At 70.2% G+C, this 21,201-nt stretch carries 16 protein-coding genes; 11 read left to right on the forward strand and 5 right to left on the reverse strand.

Features of this window, described 5'->3' with window-relative positions; translation table 11 throughout:
- Positions 1 to 463 precede the first annotated feature (463 nt).
- Positions 464 to 1,426 (reverse strand): DUF3618 domain-containing protein, encoded by a 963-nt coding sequence (locus tag KZ829_RS12785; RefSeq protein ID WP_220144091.1) that lies wholly within the window; start codon positions 1,424 to 1,426, stop codon positions 464 to 466.
- A gap of 160 nt (positions 1,427 to 1,586) precedes the next feature.
- Here KZ829_RS12785 and KZ829_RS12790 point away from each other — a divergent pair, with 160 nt between their 5' ends.
- Positions 1,587 to 1,922, forward strand: a complete 336-nt coding sequence (locus KZ829_RS12790) for a hypothetical protein (RefSeq protein WP_220144092.1) — start codon at positions 1,587 to 1,589, stop codon at positions 1,920 to 1,922.
- Positions 1,923 to 2,814: 892 nt separating this feature from the next.
- Here KZ829_RS12790 and KZ829_RS12795 read toward each other — a convergent pair.
- The 3 genes from KZ829_RS12795 to KZ829_RS42870 form a co-directional block, all read right to left on the reverse strand.
- Positions 2,815 to 3,231, reverse strand: a complete 417-nt coding sequence (locus KZ829_RS12795; protein ID WP_220144093.1) for a phage holin family protein — start codon at positions 3,229 to 3,231, stop codon at positions 2,815 to 2,817.
- Positions 3,232 to 3,544: 313 nt separating this feature from the next.
- Positions 3,545 to 4,225 (reverse strand): response regulator, encoded by a 681-nt coding sequence (locus tag KZ829_RS12800; RefSeq protein ID WP_220144094.1) that lies wholly within the window; start codon positions 4,223 to 4,225, stop codon positions 3,545 to 3,547.
- Positions 4,222 to 5,382 carry a sensor histidine kinase gene (locus KZ829_RS42870; protein ID WP_220144095.1) on the reverse strand — a complete coding sequence of 387 codons (1,161 nt, stop codon included), beginning with the start codon at positions 5,380 to 5,382 and terminating at the stop codon, positions 4,222 to 4,224. Before KZ829_RS42870 ends, KZ829_RS12800 begins: the two co-directional genes overlap by 4 nt.
- Positions 5,383 to 5,562: 180 nt before the next feature.
- On the opposite strand from KZ829_RS42870, the gene KZ829_RS12810 reads away from it, so the two are divergent.
- The 3 genes from KZ829_RS12810 to KZ829_RS12820 all read left to right on the forward strand — a co-directional run bounded on the left by KZ829_RS12810 (position 5,563) and on the right by KZ829_RS12820 (position 11,130).
- Positions 5,563 to 6,288, forward strand: coding sequence for an ABC transporter ATP-binding protein (locus KZ829_RS12810; RefSeq protein WP_220144096.1), 726 nt, complete (start codon positions 5,563 to 5,565; stop codon positions 6,286 to 6,288).
- On the forward strand, positions 6,282 to 8,528 hold the full coding sequence (locus KZ829_RS12815; protein ID WP_220144097.1) for an ABC transporter permease: 2,247 nt from the start codon (positions 6,282 to 6,284) through the stop codon (positions 8,526 to 8,528). Before KZ829_RS12810 ends, KZ829_RS12815 begins: the two co-directional genes overlap by 7 nt.
- Before the next feature lie 190 nt (positions 8,529 to 8,718).
- Entirely contained in the window at positions 8,719 to 11,130 is a 2,412-nt protein-coding gene (locus KZ829_RS12820; RefSeq protein ID WP_246635546.1) for a serine/threonine-protein kinase, read from the forward strand.
- A 139-nt stretch (positions 11,131 to 11,269) separates the two neighbouring features.
- On the opposite strand, the gene KZ829_RS12825 is transcribed toward KZ829_RS12820, so the two are convergent.
- A complete protein-coding gene (locus tag KZ829_RS12825) occupies positions 11,270 to 12,604 on the reverse strand; it encodes an aminotransferase class I/II-fold pyridoxal phosphate-dependent enzyme (protein ID WP_308285454.1) in 1,335 nt (444 codons plus the stop codon).
- 59 nt (positions 12,605 to 12,663) lie between these two features.
- On the opposite strand from KZ829_RS12825, the gene KZ829_RS12830 reads away from it, so the two are divergent.
- From KZ829_RS12830 to KZ829_RS12860, 7 genes are all read left to right on the forward strand, one after another.
- Positions 12,664 to 14,154: a CoA-acylating methylmalonate-semialdehyde dehydrogenase gene (locus tag KZ829_RS12830; protein WP_220144099.1), complete on the forward strand. Its 1,491-nt coding sequence runs from the start codon at positions 12,664 to 12,666 to the stop codon at positions 14,152 to 14,154.
- A 10-nt stretch (positions 14,155 to 14,164) separates the two neighbouring features.
- Positions 14,165 to 15,502 (forward strand): aspartate aminotransferase family protein, encoded by a 1,338-nt coding sequence (locus KZ829_RS12835; protein ID WP_220144100.1) that lies wholly within the window; start codon positions 14,165 to 14,167, stop codon positions 15,500 to 15,502.
- A gap of 155 nt (positions 15,503 to 15,657) precedes the next feature.
- Positions 15,658 to 17,094, forward strand: coding sequence for a gamma-aminobutyraldehyde dehydrogenase (locus KZ829_RS12840; protein ID WP_308285455.1), 1,437 nt, complete (start codon positions 15,658 to 15,660; stop codon positions 17,092 to 17,094).
- A 45-nt stretch (positions 17,095 to 17,139) separates the two neighbouring features.
- Positions 17,140 to 18,264, forward strand: coding sequence for an ABC transporter ATP-binding protein (locus KZ829_RS12845; protein WP_220144101.1), 1,125 nt, complete (start codon positions 17,140 to 17,142; stop codon positions 18,262 to 18,264).
- Positions 18,265 to 18,305: 41 nt separating this feature from the next.
- Positions 18,306 to 19,514 carry a polyamine ABC transporter substrate-binding protein gene (locus KZ829_RS12850; RefSeq protein ID WP_220144102.1) on the forward strand — a complete coding sequence of 403 codons (1,209 nt, stop codon included), beginning with the start codon at positions 18,306 to 18,308 and terminating at the stop codon, positions 19,512 to 19,514.
- Positions 19,515 to 19,517: 3 nt separating this feature from the next.
- On the forward strand, positions 19,518 to 20,381 hold the full coding sequence (locus KZ829_RS12855; protein ID WP_220144103.1) for an ABC transporter permease: 864 nt from the start codon (positions 19,518 to 19,520) through the stop codon (positions 20,379 to 20,381).
- Positions 20,378 to 21,172 (forward strand): ABC transporter permease, encoded by a 795-nt coding sequence (locus KZ829_RS12860; RefSeq protein ID WP_220144104.1) that lies wholly within the window; start codon positions 20,378 to 20,380, stop codon positions 21,170 to 21,172. The genes KZ829_RS12855 and KZ829_RS12860 overlap by 4 nt, the downstream gene beginning before the upstream one ends.
- Positions 21,173 to 21,201 lie beyond the last annotated feature (29 nt).

Here is a 21,201-nt window from a genome sequence, read left to right on the forward strand (position 1 = left end):
TCGCCCGCGTCTACCCGATCGCCGTGTCGTTGCTGTTTAAGCGGATCTTTCCGTTGAGGCCCGGCCGGCGGGTCGCCGCCCAGCGGTGCTTCGGTGGTGGCCGTCCGCTCATGGCTGGGCACTCAGAGAAAGCCGGCTGATCTGCCATTCGTGCCGGTCCGCATGATGGGAACAGTCGGCTCGCACCCGGCTGGCAAATTCCGCACGCTGGCAGATCGGCCACCTACGGGGCCTTACCGTGTTGCGACGAGTCCCGCCGTGAAGCGGTGGCCTTGCCGATCTGCGGTGGCCTTGCCGTGAAGCGGCGGCCTTGCCGGGGTGCGGCGGCCTTGCCGGGGTGCGGCGGCCTTGCCGGGGTGCGGCGGCCCTGCCGGGAAGTGGTGGGCTTGCCGAGATACGACGGGTCTCATCATGACGAGACGGGGGTCCCGCCGTGGTGCGGCGGGGCCCCGTCAACGAACGATCAGCGGAGTCTTCGGATGACCGCCACGGCGATTGCGGCAACCACCAGACCTACGCCGATCCAGACGTAGCGCTTCCGCTTCTCGGGCATCCGGTCCGGCATCGTGCCGATCGCCGACGAAGCGCGTTCGCGCATGGTGCCGATCGCCTCGGAAGCACGCCCGGGCAGAGTGCCGATCGCGGTGGTGGCGCGCTCCGCCGCATCAGCGGCGCTCTCGGCGAGGTGGGTCCGGGTCTCCGCCGTGGCCTGCCGCATCCGGCCGTGCTTGGCTGGATCAGCCGCCCGATGATGGCCGTGATCCTGCCCGGATTTGCCGGTCAGGGAGCCCATCACGTCGCCCGCTGCCTCCTTGAGCCGGGTCGGTTCGGCTTTCGAAGCCAGGTTGCCCGCCGACTCCGCCAGCCGGCTGCCCTTATCCGCGACCGTCGCGGCGATCTGTCCGCTCTTCTCGGCCACGGTGTCGGAGACCTTCCCGCTCTTCTCCGCCACGGTGTCAGCGATCTGCCCGCTCTTCTCGGCCGCGGCCTGCTTGATCCTCCCAGGCACGTCCAACTTCGCGACCAGGGCCGCCGCCGTCTCGCCCAGTTCGGCCCTGGTCTGCTCGATCTCGGCGCGCAGTGCGTCGGCCCGCTCCGAGGCGTCCCCACCCTCACCGTTGCGGACTCGCTCGGCCGCGGCGTGCACTTCCTCGTTCCGCTTGTCCTTCCGGGCTGCGTCTGTGGTGGTCGAGGTCTGGTCGGGCTTGTCCTTCCGTTCCGCGTGGGCGCTGGCCGGTGGCTCGCCCCGCTGCTGCGTGCTCACCGTCCTCGATGTCGCGATGTGCTCAGCCGTCTCCACGTCATGCGCAGACCGGGTGGCCGCCGACTGCGTTCCAGGCGCGCTGGCGCTCATATCCGTGACGCGGGCTTCGGCGGGGCTTTCCGTGCCCGGTGCAGTGTTGGAAGCAGTTCCCGTACCGGACATGGCGACGCTCCCAACTGCGCCCGCCGTTGCCGTCGAGCCCGGCGTGGGCACGCTCGCCCGGCCCGTCGCCCGCTCATTGGCCGCCTCGGGCGAGCCGGTGCCCGGCCTCGAGTGACCACTCGCGACGACGCTCGACGGCGTCGGCCTGGCCGTCGCACCGGTGTCCGACGCCGTTGCCGATTCGCCCGCGCCCATCGGTGAGGTGGACCTGGGTGCTTTCGTGTCCGACGTTGTTGCCGGCCGACCGGCCCTGGAGCCTGATGGCGGTGTTGGTTTGGTCGATGTGCTGGTGCCTGTTGTCGACGGGCTGCCGGTCCCGGAGCTTGCCGGTGGTGTGGGTTTGGCCGCCGGGCTCGTTCCCTTTGGCGATGGGCTACCGGACTCCGAGCCGGGCGCTGTGGGTTTGGGCCCTGGAGTGCCGCTCGTCGTTGTGCCCTCTTTGCCTGTTTTTGTAGTGGGCAGGCCCGGTTTAGGTGTGGCAGAGGCGCCCGAGTGAATCGGCGTGGTTGAAGCCGACTTTTGCGTTCCCGGCCTGCCCGCGTGCTCTCCGCCGGTGGCCGGCGGAGGAGTGTCGGGTGTTTCCGTGCCGCCGTACTGTCCCGAATCGCTGCCCGGCTGCCCGGCACCCGCTGGTGGAGTGGGCTCAGCCGCCGCGCCGGTGGGCGACGATCGATGCCCCGAGGTGGCTGCGGTCGGCGGCGTCGGTTTGGGTGTGCCGGCATTGCGTGGAGATTCCGTGTGGCTGGGCGGGATGCTCGCCGGCGGCGGTGTGGGTTTGGGCGTCCCCGGACCACCGGAACGCGCGGTACCTCCACCCGCCGATGAGGCGCCCCCCGCGGACGACGCGTTTCCCGCGGCCTCTCCCACGGTCCCGGCGGCGCCGGTGGTTACCGTGCTGCGTGAGGCCGGTCCCGGAGTCACGGTGCTGTGTGAACTCTGCTCCGTTGCCATGGTGTTGTGCGAACCCGACGCCGAGGATGCGGTGCCGTGGGCACCCGTTGTGGGTGTCGGGCTGCTGTGCGCACCCGTTGTGGGTGTCGGGCTGCTGTGTGTCCCGGGTCCGGGTGTCGGTTTGCTTTGTGCGCCTGATCCGGGTTTCGGTTTGCTGTGTGCGGCCGGGACGTTCTTGGCGCCAGCCCGATCACTCCGCAGACCGCTGGTCGGCTTGTTTGTCTCCGACCTGCTCACCGGGGTCGCCCCCGAATGTCCGGTCACATCACCCGTGTTGGGCTTACGGCTGCCGGCCGGTGTGGCCGTGGACGCCTTACCCGCGTCGCCCGTCGGGGCGGCGTTGTCGGGTGCCCGGCTCGATGCTGGTGGGCCCGGCTTGGGCCGGTTGTGGCCGGCGGAGGACCGGCGTGCCTCTGCGCGGTTGCCGTTGGAGGCGTTCATGCGTGCGTCCCACGCCGGGCAGCCGACATGAACTCGTTCACGTCCTTGCGGCCGCTGGCGAGCGCCGCGTCAGGAATCGGCGGCACCGCCTCTCGTATCTCCCGTCTGCCGGCGATCGCCGTGATCCCGGCGGCGCAGAGCAGAATGGCCGTCACGGTCAGGGCGGCCGCCCACATCGGCATGACCAGCGACAGGGCCGCAACAGCGGTGAACAGCAGGGCGCCCATCCCGTACAGCGCGATCACCCCGGCTCCGCCGAGCAGACCCGCGCCCTTTCCGGCCTTCTTGCCCTTCTCGACCATCTCCATCCGGGCGAGTGCCAGTTCGTCCCGAGCCAGGGTGGTCACCTGCTCACTGAGCTGACTGACCAACTCCGCAGTCGATTGGTCGATTCGTGGGTCTGTGTGGGTCATCGTCCCCCTCCGTCCTGCACGGTTCTCCGTGACAGGCGTACCCCGGCTAATGCTGACTAATCGCCCTTGCTGCCTCCCGAAATGCCAGAAAAGTGATGAACCGTCGGATTGGCGGCGCATGCTGGATTCTCGGCGGTTGCCGGTGGGCCCACCTGGAGAATGCGACCGGCCCGCCGCGATGCCGATCTCTGTTAGGTCGCAGACGCTTCCGTTCAGAACCGAGCCGGAGAGCGCGGACCTGTCCCCGCCCTGCCGAGGTCTTCCGCCACTCCGAGTTTGCCGGGGTTCCGAACCGCGGAGGCGAAGGGCCAACTCACCTGGCTGGGACCACCAGGCCGGTTTCGTAGGCGACGATGACGAGCTGGGCTCGGTCACGCGCCTGTAGCTTGGCGAGCAGCCGCCCGATGTGGGTCTTGACCGTGGCGAGGCTGAGCTGCAGGTGTGACGCGATCTCCAGGTTGGAGAGGCCGCTGCCGACCAGAAACAGCACCTCACATTCGCGATCGGTGACGTTCTCCAGGTCGGTGGAGGGCCGTCCGGCCGGCTCGGGCAGATCGGCGAAGTGCGCGATCAGCCTCCGGGTGATCGCCGGCGCGAGTAGCGCGTCGCCGTCGGCGACCACCCGGACAGCAGTGATCAGGTCGGCCGGCACCACATCCTTGAGAAGGAAGCCACTGGCACCGGCCCGCAATGCGGCGAAGACGTACTCGTCGTAGTCGAACGTGGTGAGGATGAGGACCCTGGTCTCCGGGTTGGCGGCCGAACCGCAGATCCGGCGGGTGGCCTCGATCCCGTCCATGTCCGGCATGCGAATATCCATCAGGATGACATCCGGCTTCTCCTGCCGTGCCAGCGTGACCGCCTCCACTCCGGTGCCGGCCTCGCCGACCACCACCAGGTCGGGCGCGGTGTCGAGGAGCAGCCGAAAGCTGGCCCGCAGTAGCGCCTGGTCGTCGACGATCAGCACCCGGATCGGCGGCCCCGGGGCGGTCATGACGGTGATCCGTACGGCAGGGTCGCGACGACGGCGTAACCGCCCCCGGGACGCGGGCCGGCGCTGAACGTGCCGCCATGGGCCGCGACGCGTTCCCGCATCCCGGCGAGGCCCGTCCCGCCGACCGCCGGAGCGGGATGCCGTCTGCCGTCGTCGGTGACCTCGATCCGCAGGTGGTCGACGGCACCCAGGACGTCGACCCGGCACGTCGCCGGGGCGGCATGCCGGACCACGTTGGTCAGCGACTCCTGGACGATGCGGTAGGCGGCCAGCGCGACCGGCTCGGGAAGGTCCCGGCTTCCGTGGACGTCCAGGTCCACCGCCACCCCGGCAGCCTGGGCCCGGTCGGCGAGCCCGGTGAGGTCCCGCAGAGTCGGGGCCACGTCGTACACCGGCTCGGTCCGCAACGCGCCGACCGTCCGCCGTAACTCGGCAAGCGCGCTCCGGCTCGCCGACTCGATCACCTCGAGGGCGGCGAGCGCCTCCTCCGGCCGCTGCCGGGCGACATGGTTGGCGACGCCCGCCTTCACCGCGATCAGGCTCAGGCTGTGCCCGACCGCGTCGTGCATCTCCCGGGCGATCCGCAGTCTTTCCTCGGCGACCGCCCGGGCGGTCGCCTGCGCGGCTGTCAGCTCGGAGTGGCGTCGCCGCTCCCGCAGCGTCCATCCGACAGCCCAGCTGGCGCCACACACCAGCGTGGTGAACGCCGTCCCGGCGAGCCCGGGACCCTCCGGTGTCCGGGTTCCATACCAACTTCCGAACACCACACCGCAGAGCAACAGCGCCGACGCGCCCAGGGCCGTCCGCTGCCCTCGCGAACCGGCCACATGGCGGCCGACGTTGTAGAGCGCGGCGCCGACGGCGAGCAGCGGAGCGGGCGAGGCGTAATCCGGGATGATCACGGTGCCCAGGAGCGCGGCCGTGGCTACCGCGACGGCGACGGCCACCGAGACCGGCCACCGGCGCCGCACGGCGAGCGGCGCGCTGATCAAGGCCGCCGTGACCACGGCCAGCCAGCCCGGTTCTGCCAGCCGGTCCGCTGGGGTCTCCGCCGCCGCATACCAGCACAGCACACCGGCACCGGCGGCGAGTGAGAGATCCGCGGCCAAACGCGCCACCGGACCGGGGCGCAGTGTCAGGAACGACGAAGCGGGCACGGAGCGAGCGTAGCCATCGACGTCGCCGGAGCGCGTCGGTCCACAGTCGGTCAGACCCTGGTATGACCTGGCGCTTCACGCCCACCCGTGGTCGGACGCCGCAAATCGGCCCACGGCCCGACGACTTCCGCGCACCGAACCGCGAACCTCGATTCCAGCACCGCGACCCGAGGAGAGGGCATGACAGTCCGGTTGGATGACGTGGGCAAGACGTATGACGGCGGCGCCGGCCCGGTGACCGCGCTGGACGGGGTGACCGCCACTTTCGACGAGGGCACCTTCACCGCGGTGATGGGGCCGTCGGGCTCCGGCAAGTCGACCCTTCTGCACTGTGCGGCCGGGCTGGAGCCGCCCACATCGGGAGCGGTGACGATCGCCGGGACGCGTCTGGGAGAGCTGGACGAGACCGCGCTGACCAGGCTGCGACGGGACCGGGTCGGCTTCGTCTTTCAGGATTTCAATCTGGTGTCCTCGCTGACCGCCGCACAGAACGTTGCTTTGCCACTACGGCTCGCCGGACGGCGGGCCGACAGCGAACGGGTGCGGGCGGCCCTCGCCGAGGTCGGGCTGGAGGACCGGATCGGGCACCGCCCGCGCGAGCTCTCCGGAGGCCAGCAGCAGCGGGTTGCGATCGCCCGGGCCCTGTTCACCAGGCCGGCGGTGCTGTTCGCCGATGAGCCGACCGGCGCTCTCGACAACCGCACCTCACATCAGGTCCTGACGCTGCTGCGTGAGCTGGTCGACCGGCACGGGCGCACGGTGGTCATGGTGACCCACGATCCGGTGTCGGCCGCTGTCGCCGATCGGGTGGTGCTCCTGGTGGACGGGCGGATCACCGACGAGTTGACGGGCGTGGACGCGGCCGGTGTCGCGGACCGGATGACCGCGCTGGAGCGGTCGTGCTGACCCGGGGCCGGGCCGGCACATTCGTCGCGGTTCTGATCGGCACGTTCATCGTCACCACGTTCCTGCTGCTGCTGACGTCAGGCCGGCCACGAGTTCCGGATCGCTTCGCCGGATCCGCTGCCGTGGTGCAGAGTCCGGCGCCGGACAACCGGCCCGACGAGTTCGCCGAGCCGGTGCCCTGGCCGGCCGAAACCGTGGCGTCGCTGGCGGAGCGCCTCCGTGCGGTGCCCGGAGTCACCGGTGTGACCGTCGACCGTGACTTCTACGCGCAGCCGGTGCTCGACGGGCGCGCGGTCGCCGACAGCATCCACGGGCACGCCTGGCACGGGACGGACCAGGCCGGGGCCGTCGTCGACCGAGGACTGGGTGTCGCGGTCGGCGATTCGGTGACCCTGCTGACCGGGGCCGGTCCGGAGCAGTGGCTGGTCACCGGGCACACCGACTGGCCGGGCGTCCATCTGCCGGAGGCGGCGGCGGGTCGCTTGGCACCGGGGGTCCGGGCGATCAGCGTCGAGGGAACCGCGGATCCGGTGGCGCTCCAGGCCGTGGTCGGTGCCGACGGGACCGTGCTGACCGGCGACGAGCGAGGGCTCGCCGAGCCGCGATCCGACGCCCGGACTCGCTGGATCGGCATGCAGATCCTCACCGCGACCGCCGCGGTCGCGGGGTTCGCGTGTGTGTTCCTGGTGGCGTCTACGTCCGCCTACGAGGTGAACCAGCGCCGGCGCGAGATCGGCTTGCTTCGAGCGGTGGGCGCCACCCCGAGGCAGGTCCGCGCCATGCTCTACCGGTCGGCACTGATGCTCGGTGTCGTGGCGTCAGCGGTGGGTGTGCTTCTGGGATCGCTCGCCGCCGTGCCACTGGCCGCCGTACTGGTGGCGGTTGGTCTGGAGCCGGCCGGATACACGGTGCGCTGGGACCTGGGAGTGCTTGCCGCAGCACTCGCCGTCGGCCCGCTGCTGTCGCTGGCCGGCACCATGACCGCGGCGCGCCGCGTGTCACGGGTCGGCCCGATGGAGGCACTGCGGGTCGCCGAACTGGAGCAACGCGCGATGAGCCGCGTGCGCTGGGTGTTCGGGTCGGTCGCCGGCGCCGCCGCGGTCACCGCCGGCGTCGCGGCGGCGGCCTCCGGTGACATGCGGGAGTTCGGGACGTACGCCCTGCTCGGCGCGATGGCGTTGATCGCGGCGTTCGCGCTGCTCGCACCGGCCGTGGTGCCCGCGTTGATCCGGGTGCTGCTCGCACCGCTCTCGGGGGTCGTCACCACCCTGGCGCGGGAGAGCGCCCGGACCGCCGTGCGGCGCACCGCATCGACGGCCGCGCCCGTGCTGTTCACGGTGGCGTTCGCGGTCTTCGTCACGGGCACGGTCCAGACCTCGAACGCCGCCTTCGACTCAGAGCGCGCGGCCACAGTCCCGGCGGGACAGATCCTGGTTCCGGACGGCACTCCCGGCCTACACGACGGTGTCGCGCCCGACGCTCCACTCGACACCACCGCCTACCTCGGCCGGCGTGCCGTGACCGTCATCGGCGATGAGCGGGTCGCCCAGGGGACCGCCCTGGTCGCGGGGACGGAGACCGAGCGGGTCGCCTCGGTTCCCGGCCAGGTCATCGTGACGTTCGACGACGGATCAACCGAGACACTGCGGGTGACCGGGACAGCACCGGCAGGCCCGTTCGCCTCCGGATTGATCGTGGCTCGCGACACGGTCCGGAAGCACGACCCGTCAGCGCTCGCTCCCGCGGCCTACCCGGCGCCGGACAGCACGCCCGATCCCGGGGCCCGGAAGACGGCGCCGGCCGATCTGGCCCGCCAGATCGAGGCCGAGGACGACCGGCTGATCGGCGTCTTCACCCTTCTGCTGCTTGCCGTCTCGGCCGGTGCCGGGGCGATCACCGTGGCCAACACGCTGCTCATGACGGCCCGCCACCGGCGTTCCGACTATCGGGCGCTTCGGTTGGCCGGCGCGACCCGCGGCCAGGTTCTCCGGCTGGTGGCCCTGGAGACCACCTTGGCCGTGGCGATCGGCTCCCTGCTGGGCGGCACCGCGGGTTTGATCGCGATCGCCGGTTCGGCGCGTTCCCTCAGCGCCCAGACCGGCCAGGACGTGCCGGTCCTGGTGTCGTGGCCGGTGCTTGCCGCGACCGTGCTGACGTGTCTGCTTCTCGCTGTGGGCGCCGCCACGATCCCGGCCGCCCGCCTGGTCCGCCGCCAATCGTCGGCAGGCCTGGCGACCTGACGAGTGACGCGTGGTGCCGGCGGCCAGCCGGAGCATTGGAAAGGAGTACCCCGAGATGGCCCTGGTAACGGGTCGGCGTCAAGAGGGGCGGCGCAGCGGGAGGGTTGTGCTGGGCCGGACAGAGAAGGACCGGGCGGGAGGACGGTGGTGCGGGTCCGGTGCAGCACCAGTCCGTTTTGAGGGCGAAGGCATGTCCGATGTGCTGCATGGAGCGAATGGGGGGCTCGCATCACGGGTGCGCCTGGCGGGTATAACGGTGCGCATGCCTGATGCGCCCGTGCTCCTCGCCGGACGGTACCGACTAGGCGAAAGCCTAGGCCGCGGAGGAATGGGGCAGGTGTGGCTCGCCCGGGACGAGACCCTGCAGCGGGACGTCGCGATCAAGGAGATCGACCAGCCGCTCGGTGGGGACGGCGCGAGTTCCGCTCGGCGCACGCTCCGGGAGGCGCGCGCGGCGGCCCGGATCAGTCACCCCAACGTCGTCCAGGTGTACGACGTGCTGCAACTCGACGACCGCACCTGGATCGTCATGGAGTACGTGCCGTCACGGTCGCTGCGGGAGGAGATCGCCGAGCAGGGGCGGCTGGATCCGTACCGGGTGGCGAGGATCGGCCTGGACCTTCTCGCCGCCCTGCGTACCGCACACCGGCTCGGTGTGGAGCATCGCGACGTGAAACCGGCGAACGTGCTGCTCGCCGACAACGGACGGGTGCTGCTCACCGACTTCGGCATCGCGGCCGTCGACGACGACGGAGTGATCAGCCGTTCCGACATCCTGGTCGGTTCGCCGCAGTTCATGGCCCCGGAGCGGGCGCAGAGCGTCGCCAGCGGCCGGGAGGCCGATCTGTGGTCGCTCGGCGCGACGCTGTACGCGGCCATCGAGGGCCACGCGCCCTATCAGCGAGGTTCCACCATGGCAACCCTCGCCGCCCTGGCCACCGAGGAGCCTGACCCGTCGAAGCACGCCGGTCCGCTTCGGCCGCTGCTCGATGGTCTGCTCAGGAAGAATCCGGCCATCCGCCTCACCGCGGAGGACGCCGAAAGCCTTCTCCGCACCATCCTCGCCAATCTGTCGCCGGAGAGCAGCCGTGGCGTGGCCGGACCGATCCGGCGGGCCACCGGCAGAGTTCCCCACCCACGGGCCGAGAGCGATCCACTGCCGGCCGCAGGCGCGGTCGGCGCTACCGGAGACGGTGAGCCCGCCGGCGGTCGGGCGTCCGTGGCCGCCACCGGACCGCATCGCGGGGCGGTACCGGCGGCCGGGCAACCTGCCGCGGTCGCGGGTGAAGGCGGCACCGCGGGGTCGAACGTCGTCCAGGCTCCGGTGGTTGTGGACGAGGGCGGTGCGGCGGCGTCAGATGTCGCCCACAATTCGGCGGTCGAGGCAGGAGCCACCGCCGGTGACGCTCAGGCATCCGAGGACAAGGCACTGTCCGACGAGGGCGCCATCGTCGTGGGCCTGAGCGCAGCAGTTGCGGGCGGCACCAACGAGGACGGCAGGTCGGGGGATGCTGCGAGGTCAGGGCTTGACGCGGCGCTCGATGTGGATGGCGGGTCGGGGGACGCTGCGGGGTCAGAGCTTGACGCGGCGCTCGATGTGGGCGGCGGGCTGGGGGACGCTACGGGGTTGAGGCACGAGGCGGCGCTCGATGTGGGCGGCCGATCGATGGACGCTGCGGGAAAGGGTGCCCGAGAGCCTGACACGGTGGTAGACGGAGCCCCGCCCGGTGGCGGCGCGGGCGATGGCGGCGCGCCCGGTGGCGGCGCGGGCGATGGGTCCGGCGCTGCGGAGACCCCCACCAGGGTCGATGGCAAGCCGGTGGGTGGGGCGAGCCGTGTGGGCGGTGGCGTGTCCCGAGGGGTGGCGACATTCCAGGGCGCGGCCGGTCGTGGCGAGCATTCGACGGTTCGGACGGCGCCCGGCCGGCCTCGTCGCCTGATTCTGGTGGCCGCGGCGATCGTCGTGGTCCTTCTGACTGGGGGGATCTGGCTCATCACCGGCCGGGGCGGCGGAACCCCGGCGTCGGACGAGAAGGAGGCGGGCGCTACCGCTACGGCGGGCACCCCGAAAGCGACTCCGTCGCGGGCCCCGGAGAGCGCGCCGGCCACACAGAACGCTCAGGCGCCGTCACCATCGCCGTCGCCGGAGGGGGACGGGCGACCGGTGCTGCCGGCCGGCTGGGAGCTGTACACGGACAGGACAGGTTTCTCGCTGTACGTGCCGAAAGGCTGGAGGCGGACGAAGGAGGGCACGATCGTCTACTTCCGTGGGGACGGCAAGGTTCTCGGCATCGATCAGACGAACAAGCCTCGGTCGAACCCGGTGGCCGACTGGCGTGAGCAGGCCCGGAACCGGGTGTCGGGAGGCGACTTCCCGGGTTACCGGGAGGTGAAGATCGCGGCGGTGGACTACTTCCGGAAGGCCGCCGACTGGGAGTTCACCTTCAACCGTGGCGGTGCCCGCCAGCATGTCAACAACCGCGGCACGGTGGTACGTGATGACAAGGCCTACGGCTTCTACTGGCAGACCCGCGACGACGTCTGGGACGAGTCCCGCAAGGATCTCCAGCTGGTGTTCGACAGTTTCCAGCCGGCGCGGTGACCGGCTGGGCGCGGGGACTGGCTGGGCGCGGGGACTGGCTGGGCGCGGGGACTGGCTGGGCGCGGGGACTGGCTGGGCGCGGTGACTGGCTGGGCGCGGTGACTGGCTGGGCGCGGTGACCGGAACGGGATGGCGAGGGTCAACGGGGGATCGGCCGGGCTGCCGCCCGAGCGGCTCTGGCCAAATGGTCCGCCACCGCCGCGTGGTCTTCGGTGATCAGCCCGACGGTCAGCCGGAGGTGCGGCGTCATGCCCGGCCCGACCGCGAAGGCGGTGCCCGCGGCGGCCCCGATTCCGGCGCTGGCCAGGCTCAGCAACGCGGCCTGCTCGTCGGCGACCGGCAGCCAGATGTTGAGGCCCTCGCCGGGCGGCAGTTCGATGCCCGACGCCGCTAGGCCGGTGGTGATCAGGCACCGCCGTCGGGCGTACTCGTCCCGGGCGGCGCGTACGGCCGCGATCGACGCCGGGTCGGTGAGCAGGCTGAGCAGGAGGTGTTGCAGGAGCCGGCTGGTCCACCCCTGGCCGAGCAGCCGCCGCTCCAGGATCGGGTCGAGGACGGTGGCCGGCCCGCTCACCGCCGCGAGCCGCAGGTCGGGCCCGTGCGACTTGGAGAAACTGCGCACGTGCACGGTCTGCCGGGGCAGTCTGGCCCCCATCGACAGGAGCGGCCCGGATGCCAGGTCACCGGCGGAATCGTCCTCCACCACGTACACCTCGGGGTGTTGAGCGAGAACCTCGGCGAGTGCGCCGGCCCGCGAGGGTGACCACGACGCGCCGGTGGGGTTGAGGGCCCGCGGTTGCAGGAAGACGGCGGCGGGCCGCCGGGCCAGGCCCGCGGCGAGCTGGTCCGGCAGCATGCCGGAGCCGTCGGTGCCGACGCCGGCCACTGTCACGCCGAGCGTTTCGAGCAGGTCGAGCAGCGGGGGGAAGCAGGGGTTCTCGACGAGGGCCAGGTCGCCGAGCCGCAGCAGCGCGGAGGCCACGTGGTCGATGGCGTCCATCGCCCCGTCGAAGATCGCGAGACGTTCGGCGGGGTACGGCCACCGCTCCCGCAGCAGCGCGCCCAGCTCGGGCAGAACCGGCTCGTCGAGGTAGCTGGTCGGCGCCGGGGACAGTCCGTGCAGCGCGGGGATCGGGGGCAGGAGCCGTGGATCAGGCACCCCGGTCGACAGGTCGAGCCCGAATCCGGTGGTCTGCCGCAGGGCGGCCCGGTAGCGCCCGGGCCCACCGGCGCCGGGGGTGGCGACGATCGTGCCGCGCCGTCCGTCGGTGCGGATGGTGCCGGCCCGTCGCAGCAGCTGCCATGCCGCGTTGACCGTGCTGGGGGAGAGGTGCAGCTCGGCCGCGACCGAGCGCACGGGCGGCAGTTTCGTGCCTCCGGTGAGGGCGCCTTCGCCGACGGCGCGGCTCACCGCCTCGGCGAGACCGCGTGCGCCGGGTTCGGCCAACCGCTCCATGACGGCCTGGTAGAACACTTTGTGACAGTACAACCGGAGCATTGTTCGGTCTAGTGCCGTCACATAATCTCGGCGGCATGATTCACATTGCGCACTGGATCGGCGGCGCGGAGCGTGCCGGCGAGTCCGGCCGGTTCGGCCCGGTTTTCAATCCCGCCACCGGCGAGCAGATCGCTCAGGTCGATCTGGCTTCGGCCGCCGAGGTCGCGGGCGCCGTCGCCAGCGCCAAGGAGGCCGCGAAGGCGTGGCGGGAGGCGAGCCTCTCCAAGCGCTCGGCGGTGCTGTTCAAGTTCCGCGAGCTGCTGGCCGCCCGCACCGGCGAGCTGGCCGCGATCATCACCCGCGAGCACGGCAAGGTGCTCGCGGACGCGGCCGGCGAGGTGGCCCGCGGCCTGGAGAACGTCGAGTTCGCCACCGGCGTCCCGCACCTCATGAAGGGCGGCTTCTCCGAGCAGGCCGCCACCGGGGTGGACGTCTACTCGATCCGCCAGCCGCTCGGTGTGGTCGCCGGCATCACCCCGTTCAACTTCCCGGCCATGGTCCCGCTGTGGATGTGCGCCACCGCGATCGCCTCGGGCAACGCCTTCGTGCTCAAGCCCAGTGAGAAGGACCCGTCGGCGGCGAACTGGCTGGCCGCGCTCTGGGCCGAGGCCGGTCTGCCGGAGGGTGTCTTCACCGTCGTGCACGGTGACAAGGAGGCGGTCGACGCGCTGCTCACGCACCCGGACGTCGCCGCGGTGAGCTTCGTCGGCTCGACGCCGATCGCGAAGTACATCTACGAGACCGGTACGGCGCACGGCAAGCGGGTGCAGGCCCTGGGCGGCGCGAAGAACCACATGATCGTCCTGCCGGACGCCGAGCTGGACGCGGCCGCCGACGCGGCGATCAGCGCGGGGTACGGCGCGGCCGGCGAGCGCTGCATGGCGATCTCGGTGGTGGTGGCGGTCGGCGAGATCGCGGATCCGCTGGTCGAGGCCATCAGAGCCCGCCTGCCGAAGGTCAGGATCGGTGACGGCGCCGATCCGAACTCGGAGATGGGCCCGCTGATCAGCGCCCAGCACCGGGACAAGGTCGCGGGCTACATCGCGGCCGGCGAGGAGGCCGGCGCGACGGTGATCACGGATGGCCGCAAAGCGGACAATCTTCCCGAGGGGGGCTTCTTCCTGGGCGCCACCCTGCTCGACGACGTCACCCCGGAGATGACCGTCTACACCGACGAGATCTTCGGCCCGGTGCTGAGCATCGTCCGCGTGGACACCTACGCCGAGGCCGTCCAGCTGGTAAACGACAACGAGTACGGCAACGGCACCGCCATCTTCACCCGGGACGGCGGCGCGGCCCGGCGGTTCCAGTTCGAGGTGAACGCCGGCATGGTCGGCGTGAACGTGCCGATCCCGGTCCCGGTCGCCTACTACTCGTTCGGCGGCTGGAAGGCGTCGCTGTTCGGCGACACCCACATGTACGGCCCGGACGGCATCCACTTCTTCACCCGCGGCAAGGTCGTCACCTCCCGCTGGCCCGACCCGGGGACCTCGTCCGTCGACCTCGGCTTCCCGCAGACCCGTTGAGGATGATCCTGTGACATCTGAATCCCAGGTGCGCGCCGATGACCGCGCCCACGTCTTCCATTCCTGGTCCGCGCAGGGCCTGATCGACCCGCTGCCTGTCGAAAGAGCATCGGGCAGTCACTTCTGGGATTACTCAGGCCGCAAATATCTGGACTTTTCGTCTCAGCTCGTCAATATCAACATTGGGCACCAGCATCCGCGCCTCATCGAGGCGATCCAGGAACAGGCCGCCAGACTCGCCACCATTGCGCCCGCCTTCGCCAATGACAAACGCGGCGAAGCGGCCCGGATGATCGCCGAGATCGCCCCCGCCGACCTGAACAAGGTGTTCTTCACCAACGGCGGCGCCGAGGCCAACGAGAACGCCATCCGGATGGCCCGGCTGCACACCGGCCGGCACAAGGTGCTCTCCACCTACCGCAGCTACCACGGCTCCACGGCCACCGCGATCACCGCCACCGGCGACCCGCGGCGCTGGCCGAACGAGCCGGTCGCGATCGGGGTCGTACATTTCTGGGGTCCCTATCCCTACCGGTCGCCGTTCCACTCGGAGAGCCCGGAGCAGGAGACCCGGCGCGCGTTGCAGCACCTGCGCGACACCATCGTCTTCGAGGGCCCGGCCACCGTCGCCGCGATCCTGCTGGAGACCGTGGTCGGCACCAACGGCATCCTGGTGCCGCCACCCGGGTACCTGGCCGGCGTCCGGGAGATCTGCGACGAGTTCGGCATCGTGTTTATCGCCGACGAGGTGATGGCGGGCTTCGGCCGGTGCGGCGAGTGGTTCGCGGTCGACCGGTGGGGCGTCGCACCCGACCTGATCACCTTCGCCAAGGGGGTCAACTCCGGCTACCTGCCGCTGGGCGGTGTGGTGATCTCCGACGAGATCGCCGAGACGTTCCGGGAGCGGCCGTTCCCGGGTGGACTCACCTACTCCGGGCACCCGCTGGCCTGCGCGTCCGCGGTGGCCAGCATGCAGATCTTCAAGGAGGAGGGGATCGTCGAGCACGCCCGCGCGCTCGGCGACGACATCATCGGCCCTTCTCTGCACAGGATCGCCGAGAAGCACCCGAGCGTGGGCGAGGTGCGCGGTCTGGGGGTCTTCTGGGCCATCGAGCTGGTGCGTGACAGGACCACCAGGGAGCCGCTGGTACCCTTCAACGCCGCCGGGCCGGCCGCCGCGCCGATGAACGCGGTCGCCGCGGCCTGTAAGGAACGGGGGCTCTGGCCCTTCGTCCACTTCAACCGGCTCCACGTCGTGCCGCCGTGCACGATCACCGCGGAGGAGCTGCGCGAGGGGCTGGCGATCCTCGACGAGGCCCTCACCGTGGCCGACGAATACAGCGCCTAAAAAACCGGATTGCGTCGTTGGAACGGGATCGGAGGTTCTGATTCCGTTTCAGCTCTGGAAATTACTTCGGATTCCCTTGCTAGCTCACTCGCCGGTGTGACAAGGTCCCTCCAGTCCGGGTGAGATCGCCCCTTCACCGGAAGGCCTGAATCCCTGTGAGCACCCCTTTTCCCGTGCTGCGCAACTTCGTCGCCGGGGCCTACACCGACGCCGAGGACGGTGTCACGTCCCCGGTGATCGACCCCAGCACGGGGGAAATCTACGCACAGGCCCCGGTCTCCTCGCCGCGGGATGTCGAGAAGGCGGTGGCGGCCGCCGAGTCGGGCTTCGAGACGTGGCGGGACAGCACCCCGGCCGAGCGGCAGCGGGCGCTCCTGAGGATCGCCGACGCGATCGAGGCGCGGTCCGAGGAGATCATCGCGGCCGAGGTCCGCAACACCGGCAAGCCGGTGACGGCGACCCGCGCCGAGGAGATGGGCCCGCTTTTGGACGAGCTGCGTTTCTTCGCCGGCGCGGCGCGCGTCCTGGAAGGGAAGTCCGCGGGGGAGTACCTGCGGGACCACACCTCCTTCGTTCGCCGTGAGCCGATCGGCGTCTGCGCACAGATCACCCCGTGGAACTATCCGATGGTGATGGCCGTGTGGAAGTTCGCCCCCGCGATCGCGGCCGGCAACTCCGTGGTGCTCAAGCCGTCGGACACGACCCCGGTGAGCACGCTGCTGCTGGCCGAGGTCGCCGGTGAGTTCCTGCCGCCGGGCGTGCTCAACGTGGTCTGCGGCGACCGCGACACCGGCCGCGCCCTGGTCACCCACCCGGCCCCGCGGTTCGTGTCGATCACCGGCTCCACCCGGGCCGGCATGGAGGTGGCCGCCGCGGCCGCGCCCGACCTGAAGCGGGTCCACCTGGAGCTCGGCGGCAAGGCGCCGGTCGTGGTCTTCGACGACGTCGACATCGCCGCCACCGCGGAGGCGATCGCCGGCGCCGGCTTCTTCAACGCGGGCCAGGACTGCACGGCCGCCACCCGGGTGCTGGTGCACGAGCGGATCGCCGGCGACTTCACCTCCGCCCTGGCCCTGGCCGCCAAGAACACGAGGGCCGGCGCCCCGTCCGACCCCGGCGCGTTCTTCGGCCCGGTCAACAACGCGAACCAGCTGGAGCGGGTCACCGGCTTCCTGGACCGGACGCCGGCGCACGCCGAGGTGGCCGCCGGTGGGCACCGTATCGGTGAGCGTGGTTACTTCTTCGAGCCGACGGTGGTCACCGGTCTGCGCCAGCGGGACGAGATGATCCAGGACGAGATCTTCGGCCCGGTCATCACCGTCCAGACGTTCACCGACGAGGCCGAGGCCGTGCGCTGCGCCAACGACGTCCGGTACGGGCTGAGCGCCAGCGTGTGGACGCAGAACCACGGCCGCGCCATGCGGGTCTCCCGGCGCCTGAACTTCGGCGCCGTGTGGATCAATACCCACCTACCCTTCGTCTCCGAGATGCCGCACGGCGGATACGGTCACTCCGGTTACGGCAAGGACCTTTCGATGTACGGGTTCGAGGAGTACACCCGGATCAAGCACGTGATGAGTTTCAACGGTTGATCCGCCCCACCCCAGACGCCAAATCCGCCCCGCTCGAGGTGATAGATGACCACTCCTCCCCCCAAGCCGGCCGCTCATCCGGCGATCGAGTTCGTCGGCGTGCGCAAGGACTACCTGTCGCACGGTGAGGCGGTGCCCGCCGTCAGGAGCCTGGATCTGGCGATCGGGCAGGGGGAGTTCTTCTCGCTGCTCGGCCCGTCCGGCTGCGGCAAGACGACCACGATGCGGATGGTCGCCGGCTTCGAGGAGCCGACCGCCGGCCGGGTCATGCTCGACGGCAGGGACGTGACCGGGGTCGCGCCGAACAAGCGTGACGTCAACATGGTCTTCCAGTCGTACGCCCTCTTCCCGCACCTCACCGTGCGGCAGAACGTCGCCTTCGGCCTGGAGCGCAAGAAGGTCGCCAAGGCCGAGATCACCAAGCGGGTCGGCGAGATGCTCGAGATCGTCTCGCTGACCGGCATGGAGAAGCGGCAGCCCAGGGAGATGTCGGGCGGTCAGCAGCAGCGGGTCGCGCTGGCCCGGGCACTGGTCAACCACCCGCGGGCGCTGCTTCTCGACGAGCCGCTCGGCGCGCTCGATCTCAAACTGCGCCAACAGATGCAGATCGAGCTGAAGCGGATCCAGCGCGAGGTGGGCATCACCTTCGTCTACGTCACCCACGACCAGGGTGAGGCGCTCACCATGTCGGACCGCATCGCGGTCATGAACAGCGGCCTGATCGAGCAGCTCGGCTCGCCGCGGGACATCTACGAGCGCCCGTCGACCCGGTTCGTGGCCGGCTTCATCGGCACCTCCAATCTCATCGACGGCCGCGTGAGCTGGGCGGACCAGGGCTACGCGGTCATCGACAAGGGCCCCGGCGAGCGGGTCGTGGTGCCCGTGCCGGCCACCGTGCCGGTCGGCCGTGACCTGGAGGTCTCGGTGCGCCCGGAGAAGATCGATCTACATCGGACGTTGCCCTCGGGTGTCACCGGCAGCCTGCTCTCCGGCACGGTCACCGAGGTGGTCTATCACGGCACCTCGACCAATTACACAGTGGCCACCTCCGATGGAACCGACCTCGTGGTGTTCGATCAGAATGCTCACGATGCAGAGGATGTCGCGTCTCGTGGTGAGCGCGTCTTCCTCACCTGGGCCCCGCAGCACTCGTACCCGATCGGAGTCTGATGTTCCAGTCCAACAAGCCGGACCCCTCCCTCCTGCGAGGCATGACGCGTTCCCGGCTCGGCCGCCGTGACGCGCTGCGCCTCGGCGGGTTGTCGGCGATGGGCGCATTCCTCGCCGCGTGCGGCGTGGAGGGCAAGGGCAAGCCGCAGGCCAGTATGGCGCCCGACGCCGTCGCCAAGTTCTGGGCCAACAGGACGCAGAACGGCAAGCTCAACTTCGCCGGCTGGCCGCTCTACATGGACCCGAAGAAGCCCGAGCTCAAGAAGTTCACGCAGAAGACCGGCATCCAGGTCACCTACGACGAGGTCATCCAGGAGATGGCGCCCTGGTTCGCCAAGGTGCAGCCGCAGCTGTCCGCCGGGCAGTCGATCGGCTACGACGTCATGGTCATCACCAACTCGAGCCAGTTCGGCCAGTTCCGGGACTCCGGCTTCCTGGCGCCGCTGGACCACGCGAAGCTGCCCAACTACGCGGCCAACGCCGCCAAGTCGTACGCGAGCTCGTCGTACGACCCGGGCAACGTGTTCAGCATCCCGTACGCGTCCGGCATCACCGGCATCGCCTACGACCCGGCCAAGATCAAGGAACCGATCACCAAGTTGTCCGACCTGTGGAACCCGAAGTACAAGGGCAAGGTCGGCATGTTCCGCGACCTCCAGGAGCTCGGCAACTTCGGTCTGCTCGCGGCCGGCATCGACCCGGCCAAGTCGACCGAGGCGGACTGGCAGAAGGCGGCGGCGGAGCTCAAGAAGCAGAAGGACGCCGGCATCGTCCGCAACTACTACGACCAGAGCTACATCGACGCGCTCGGCAAGGGCGAGGTCTGGATCACGATGGCCTGGTCCGGTGACGTCTTCCAGAAGAACGTCTCCGACGGCACGAACTTCAAGTTCGTGATCCCCGAGGACGGCGCCACGATCTGGACCGACAACATGGCCATCCCGGTCACCGCGGAGAACCCGGTCGACGGCATCATGCTGATGGACTTCCTCTACGAGCTGGAGAACGCCACCACGCTCGCCGAGTACATCAACTACGTGTGCCCGGTCCCGGCCGCGCAGGCGCAGATGAGGAAGCACGCCGCCGCGCTGACCGGCGAGGACAAGGACTACCTGCTCTCGGTCGCGGAGAGCCCGCTGGTCTTCCCGGGCACGGCCGAGTACGACCGCCTGCACTACTACGTCGACTTCAACACCGCGGAGGAGAAGAAGGACTTCGAGCGGGTGTTCCAACCGATCGTGCTGGGGTAACGGATGGACCGGGTAAAACGTACACTCACCCCCTACCTGCTGGTGCTCCCCGGCGGGCTGTGGCTGCTGCTGTTCTTCGCGGTCCCGATGGCCACCATGCTGTCGCTGTCGCTGCAGGAGGGCGACATCGTCAACGGGTTCGTCTTCACCGGCCACTGGCAGAACTATGTGGATTCGATCTCGGCCTACCAGACCCAGTTGATCCGCTCGCTGGTGTACGGCGCCATCACGTCGGTCGTCCTGATCGTGCTGGCGTTCCCGGTCGCGTACTGGATCGCCTTCTACGGGGGTAAGAAGAAGGCGACCTACCTGTTCCTGATCCTGCTGCCGTTCTTCGTGTCGTTCGTCCTGCGCACCATTTCGTGGCGGATGCTCCTCACGGACGACGGCGTGCTGCTGCACCCCTTGAAGGAGGCCGGGTTGCTCCCGGCCGACTTCCAGGTCCTCGGCACGGCGACCGCGGTCATCGCCGGCCTGGTGTACAGCTTCCTGCCGTTCATGGTGCTGCCGATCTACGTGGCGCTGGAACGGATCGACCCGCGGGTGGTCGAGGCGGCCCGGGACCTGTACGCGTCCCCCCTCACCTCGTTCCGGAAGGTCATCTTCCCGCTGGCGCTGCCCGGTGTGTTCGCCGGCGTGCTGATGACCTTCGTACCGGCCACCTCCGACTACGTGAACTCGGAGCTGCTCGGCAGCTCCGAGACCACGATGATCGGCCAGGTCATCCAGTCGCAGTTCCTCTCGAACTCCGACTACCCGTCGGCCTCGGCGCTGTCCTTCACCCTGATGACGGTGCTGCTGATCGGCGTCTTCGCCTACGCCCGGGCGCTGGGCACGGAGGACGTCATGAAGGTGGCGGCCCGATGAGACTCCGTATCGGCGGCGACCGCCTGCTCCACGTCTACACCTGGATCCTGATCGCCTGGCTCGTCCTGCCCATCGCCGTGATGATCCTGTTCGGCTTCAACGATCCCCAGGGCCGGTACAACCAGACCTGGCAGGGCTTCACGCTCAAGTGGTACGGCGAGGTCTTCGCCCTGGAGGCGCTCACCGACGCCCTGGTGGTGTCGCTGCTCGTCGCGGTGGCGACCGCACTGATCGCCGGCGCCCTGGGCACCGGCATCGGGTACGCGCTGGGCCGCTGGCAGTTCCGCGGCGCCGGCGCGCTGAACCTGCTGATGTTCGCGGCGATCGCCTCGCCCGAGCTGGTGATGGGCTCGTCGCTGCTGAGCCTGTTCGTCTCGCTGGGCGCACCGCTGGGCCCGGTGAGCATCACCATCGCGCACGTCATGTTCTCGGTGTCGTTCGTGGCGGTGGTGGTCCGGGCCCGGGTGGTGACCCTGGACCGGTCCCTCGAGGAGGCCGCGGCCGACCTCGGGGCGAGCGGGTGGACCACGTTCTGGAAGGTGATCTTCCCGATCATCCTGCCGGCCATCCTCTCCGGCGTGATGCTGGCGTTCGCGCTCTCCATCGACGACTTCGTGATCACCAACTTCACGGCCGGAACCACGCAGACGTTCCCGCTGTGGATCTGGGGCTCCACCCGGGTCGGCCTGCCGCCGCAGGTCAACGTCATGGGCACGATGATTTTCGCGGGTGGCGTGCTGCTCGCCGTCCTGTCGAACATCCGCTCACGGCCCCGCAGGAAGACCGCGTAGACGCAGGCGAGCAACGGCCCGGCATCCCG

The sequence above is a fragment of the Actinoplanes hulinensis genome, from assembly GCF_019429605.1.
Lineage (GTDB): Bacteria > Actinomycetota > Actinomycetes > Mycobacteriales > Micromonosporaceae > Actinoplanes > Actinoplanes campanulatus.

What these genes read in the sequence shown, in the direction of transcription:
- KZ829_RS12785 (WP_220144091.1), bottom strand. Translation starts at nt 1,426, where the DNA reads ATGTCCGGTACGGGAACTGCTTCCAACACTGCACCGGGCACGGAAAGC.
- KZ829_RS12795 (WP_220144093.1), bottom strand. Translation starts at nt 3,231, where the DNA reads ATGACCCACACAGACCCACGAATCGACCAATCGACTGCGGAGTTGGTC.
- KZ829_RS12800 (WP_220144094.1), bottom strand. Translation starts at nt 4,225, where the DNA reads ATGACCGCCCCGGGGCCGCCGATCCGGGTGCTGATCGTCGACGACCAG.
- KZ829_RS12810 (WP_220144096.1), top strand. Translation starts at nt 5,563, where the DNA reads ATGACAGTCCGGTTGGATGACGTGGGCAAGACGTATGACGGCGGCGCC.
- KZ829_RS12820 (WP_246635546.1), top strand. Translation starts at nt 8,719, where the DNA reads ATGTCCGATGTGCTGCATGGAGCGAATGGGGGGCTCGCATCACGGGTG.
- KZ829_RS12830 (WP_220144099.1), top strand. Translation starts at nt 12,664, where the DNA reads ATGATTCACATTGCGCACTGGATCGGCGGCGCGGAGCGTGCCGGCGAG.
- KZ829_RS12845 (WP_220144101.1), top strand. Translation starts at nt 17,140, where the DNA reads ATGACCACTCCTCCCCCCAAGCCGGCCGCTCATCCGGCGATCGAGTTC.
- KZ829_RS12850 (WP_220144102.1), top strand. Translation starts at nt 18,306, where the DNA reads ATGACGCGTTCCCGGCTCGGCCGCCGTGACGCGCTGCGCCTCGGCGGG.
- KZ829_RS12855 (WP_220144103.1), top strand. Translation starts at nt 19,518, where the DNA reads ATGGACCGGGTAAAACGTACACTCACCCCCTACCTGCTGGTGCTCCCC.
- KZ829_RS12860 (WP_220144104.1), top strand. Translation starts at nt 20,378, where the DNA reads ATGAGACTCCGTATCGGCGGCGACCGCCTGCTCCACGTCTACACCTGG.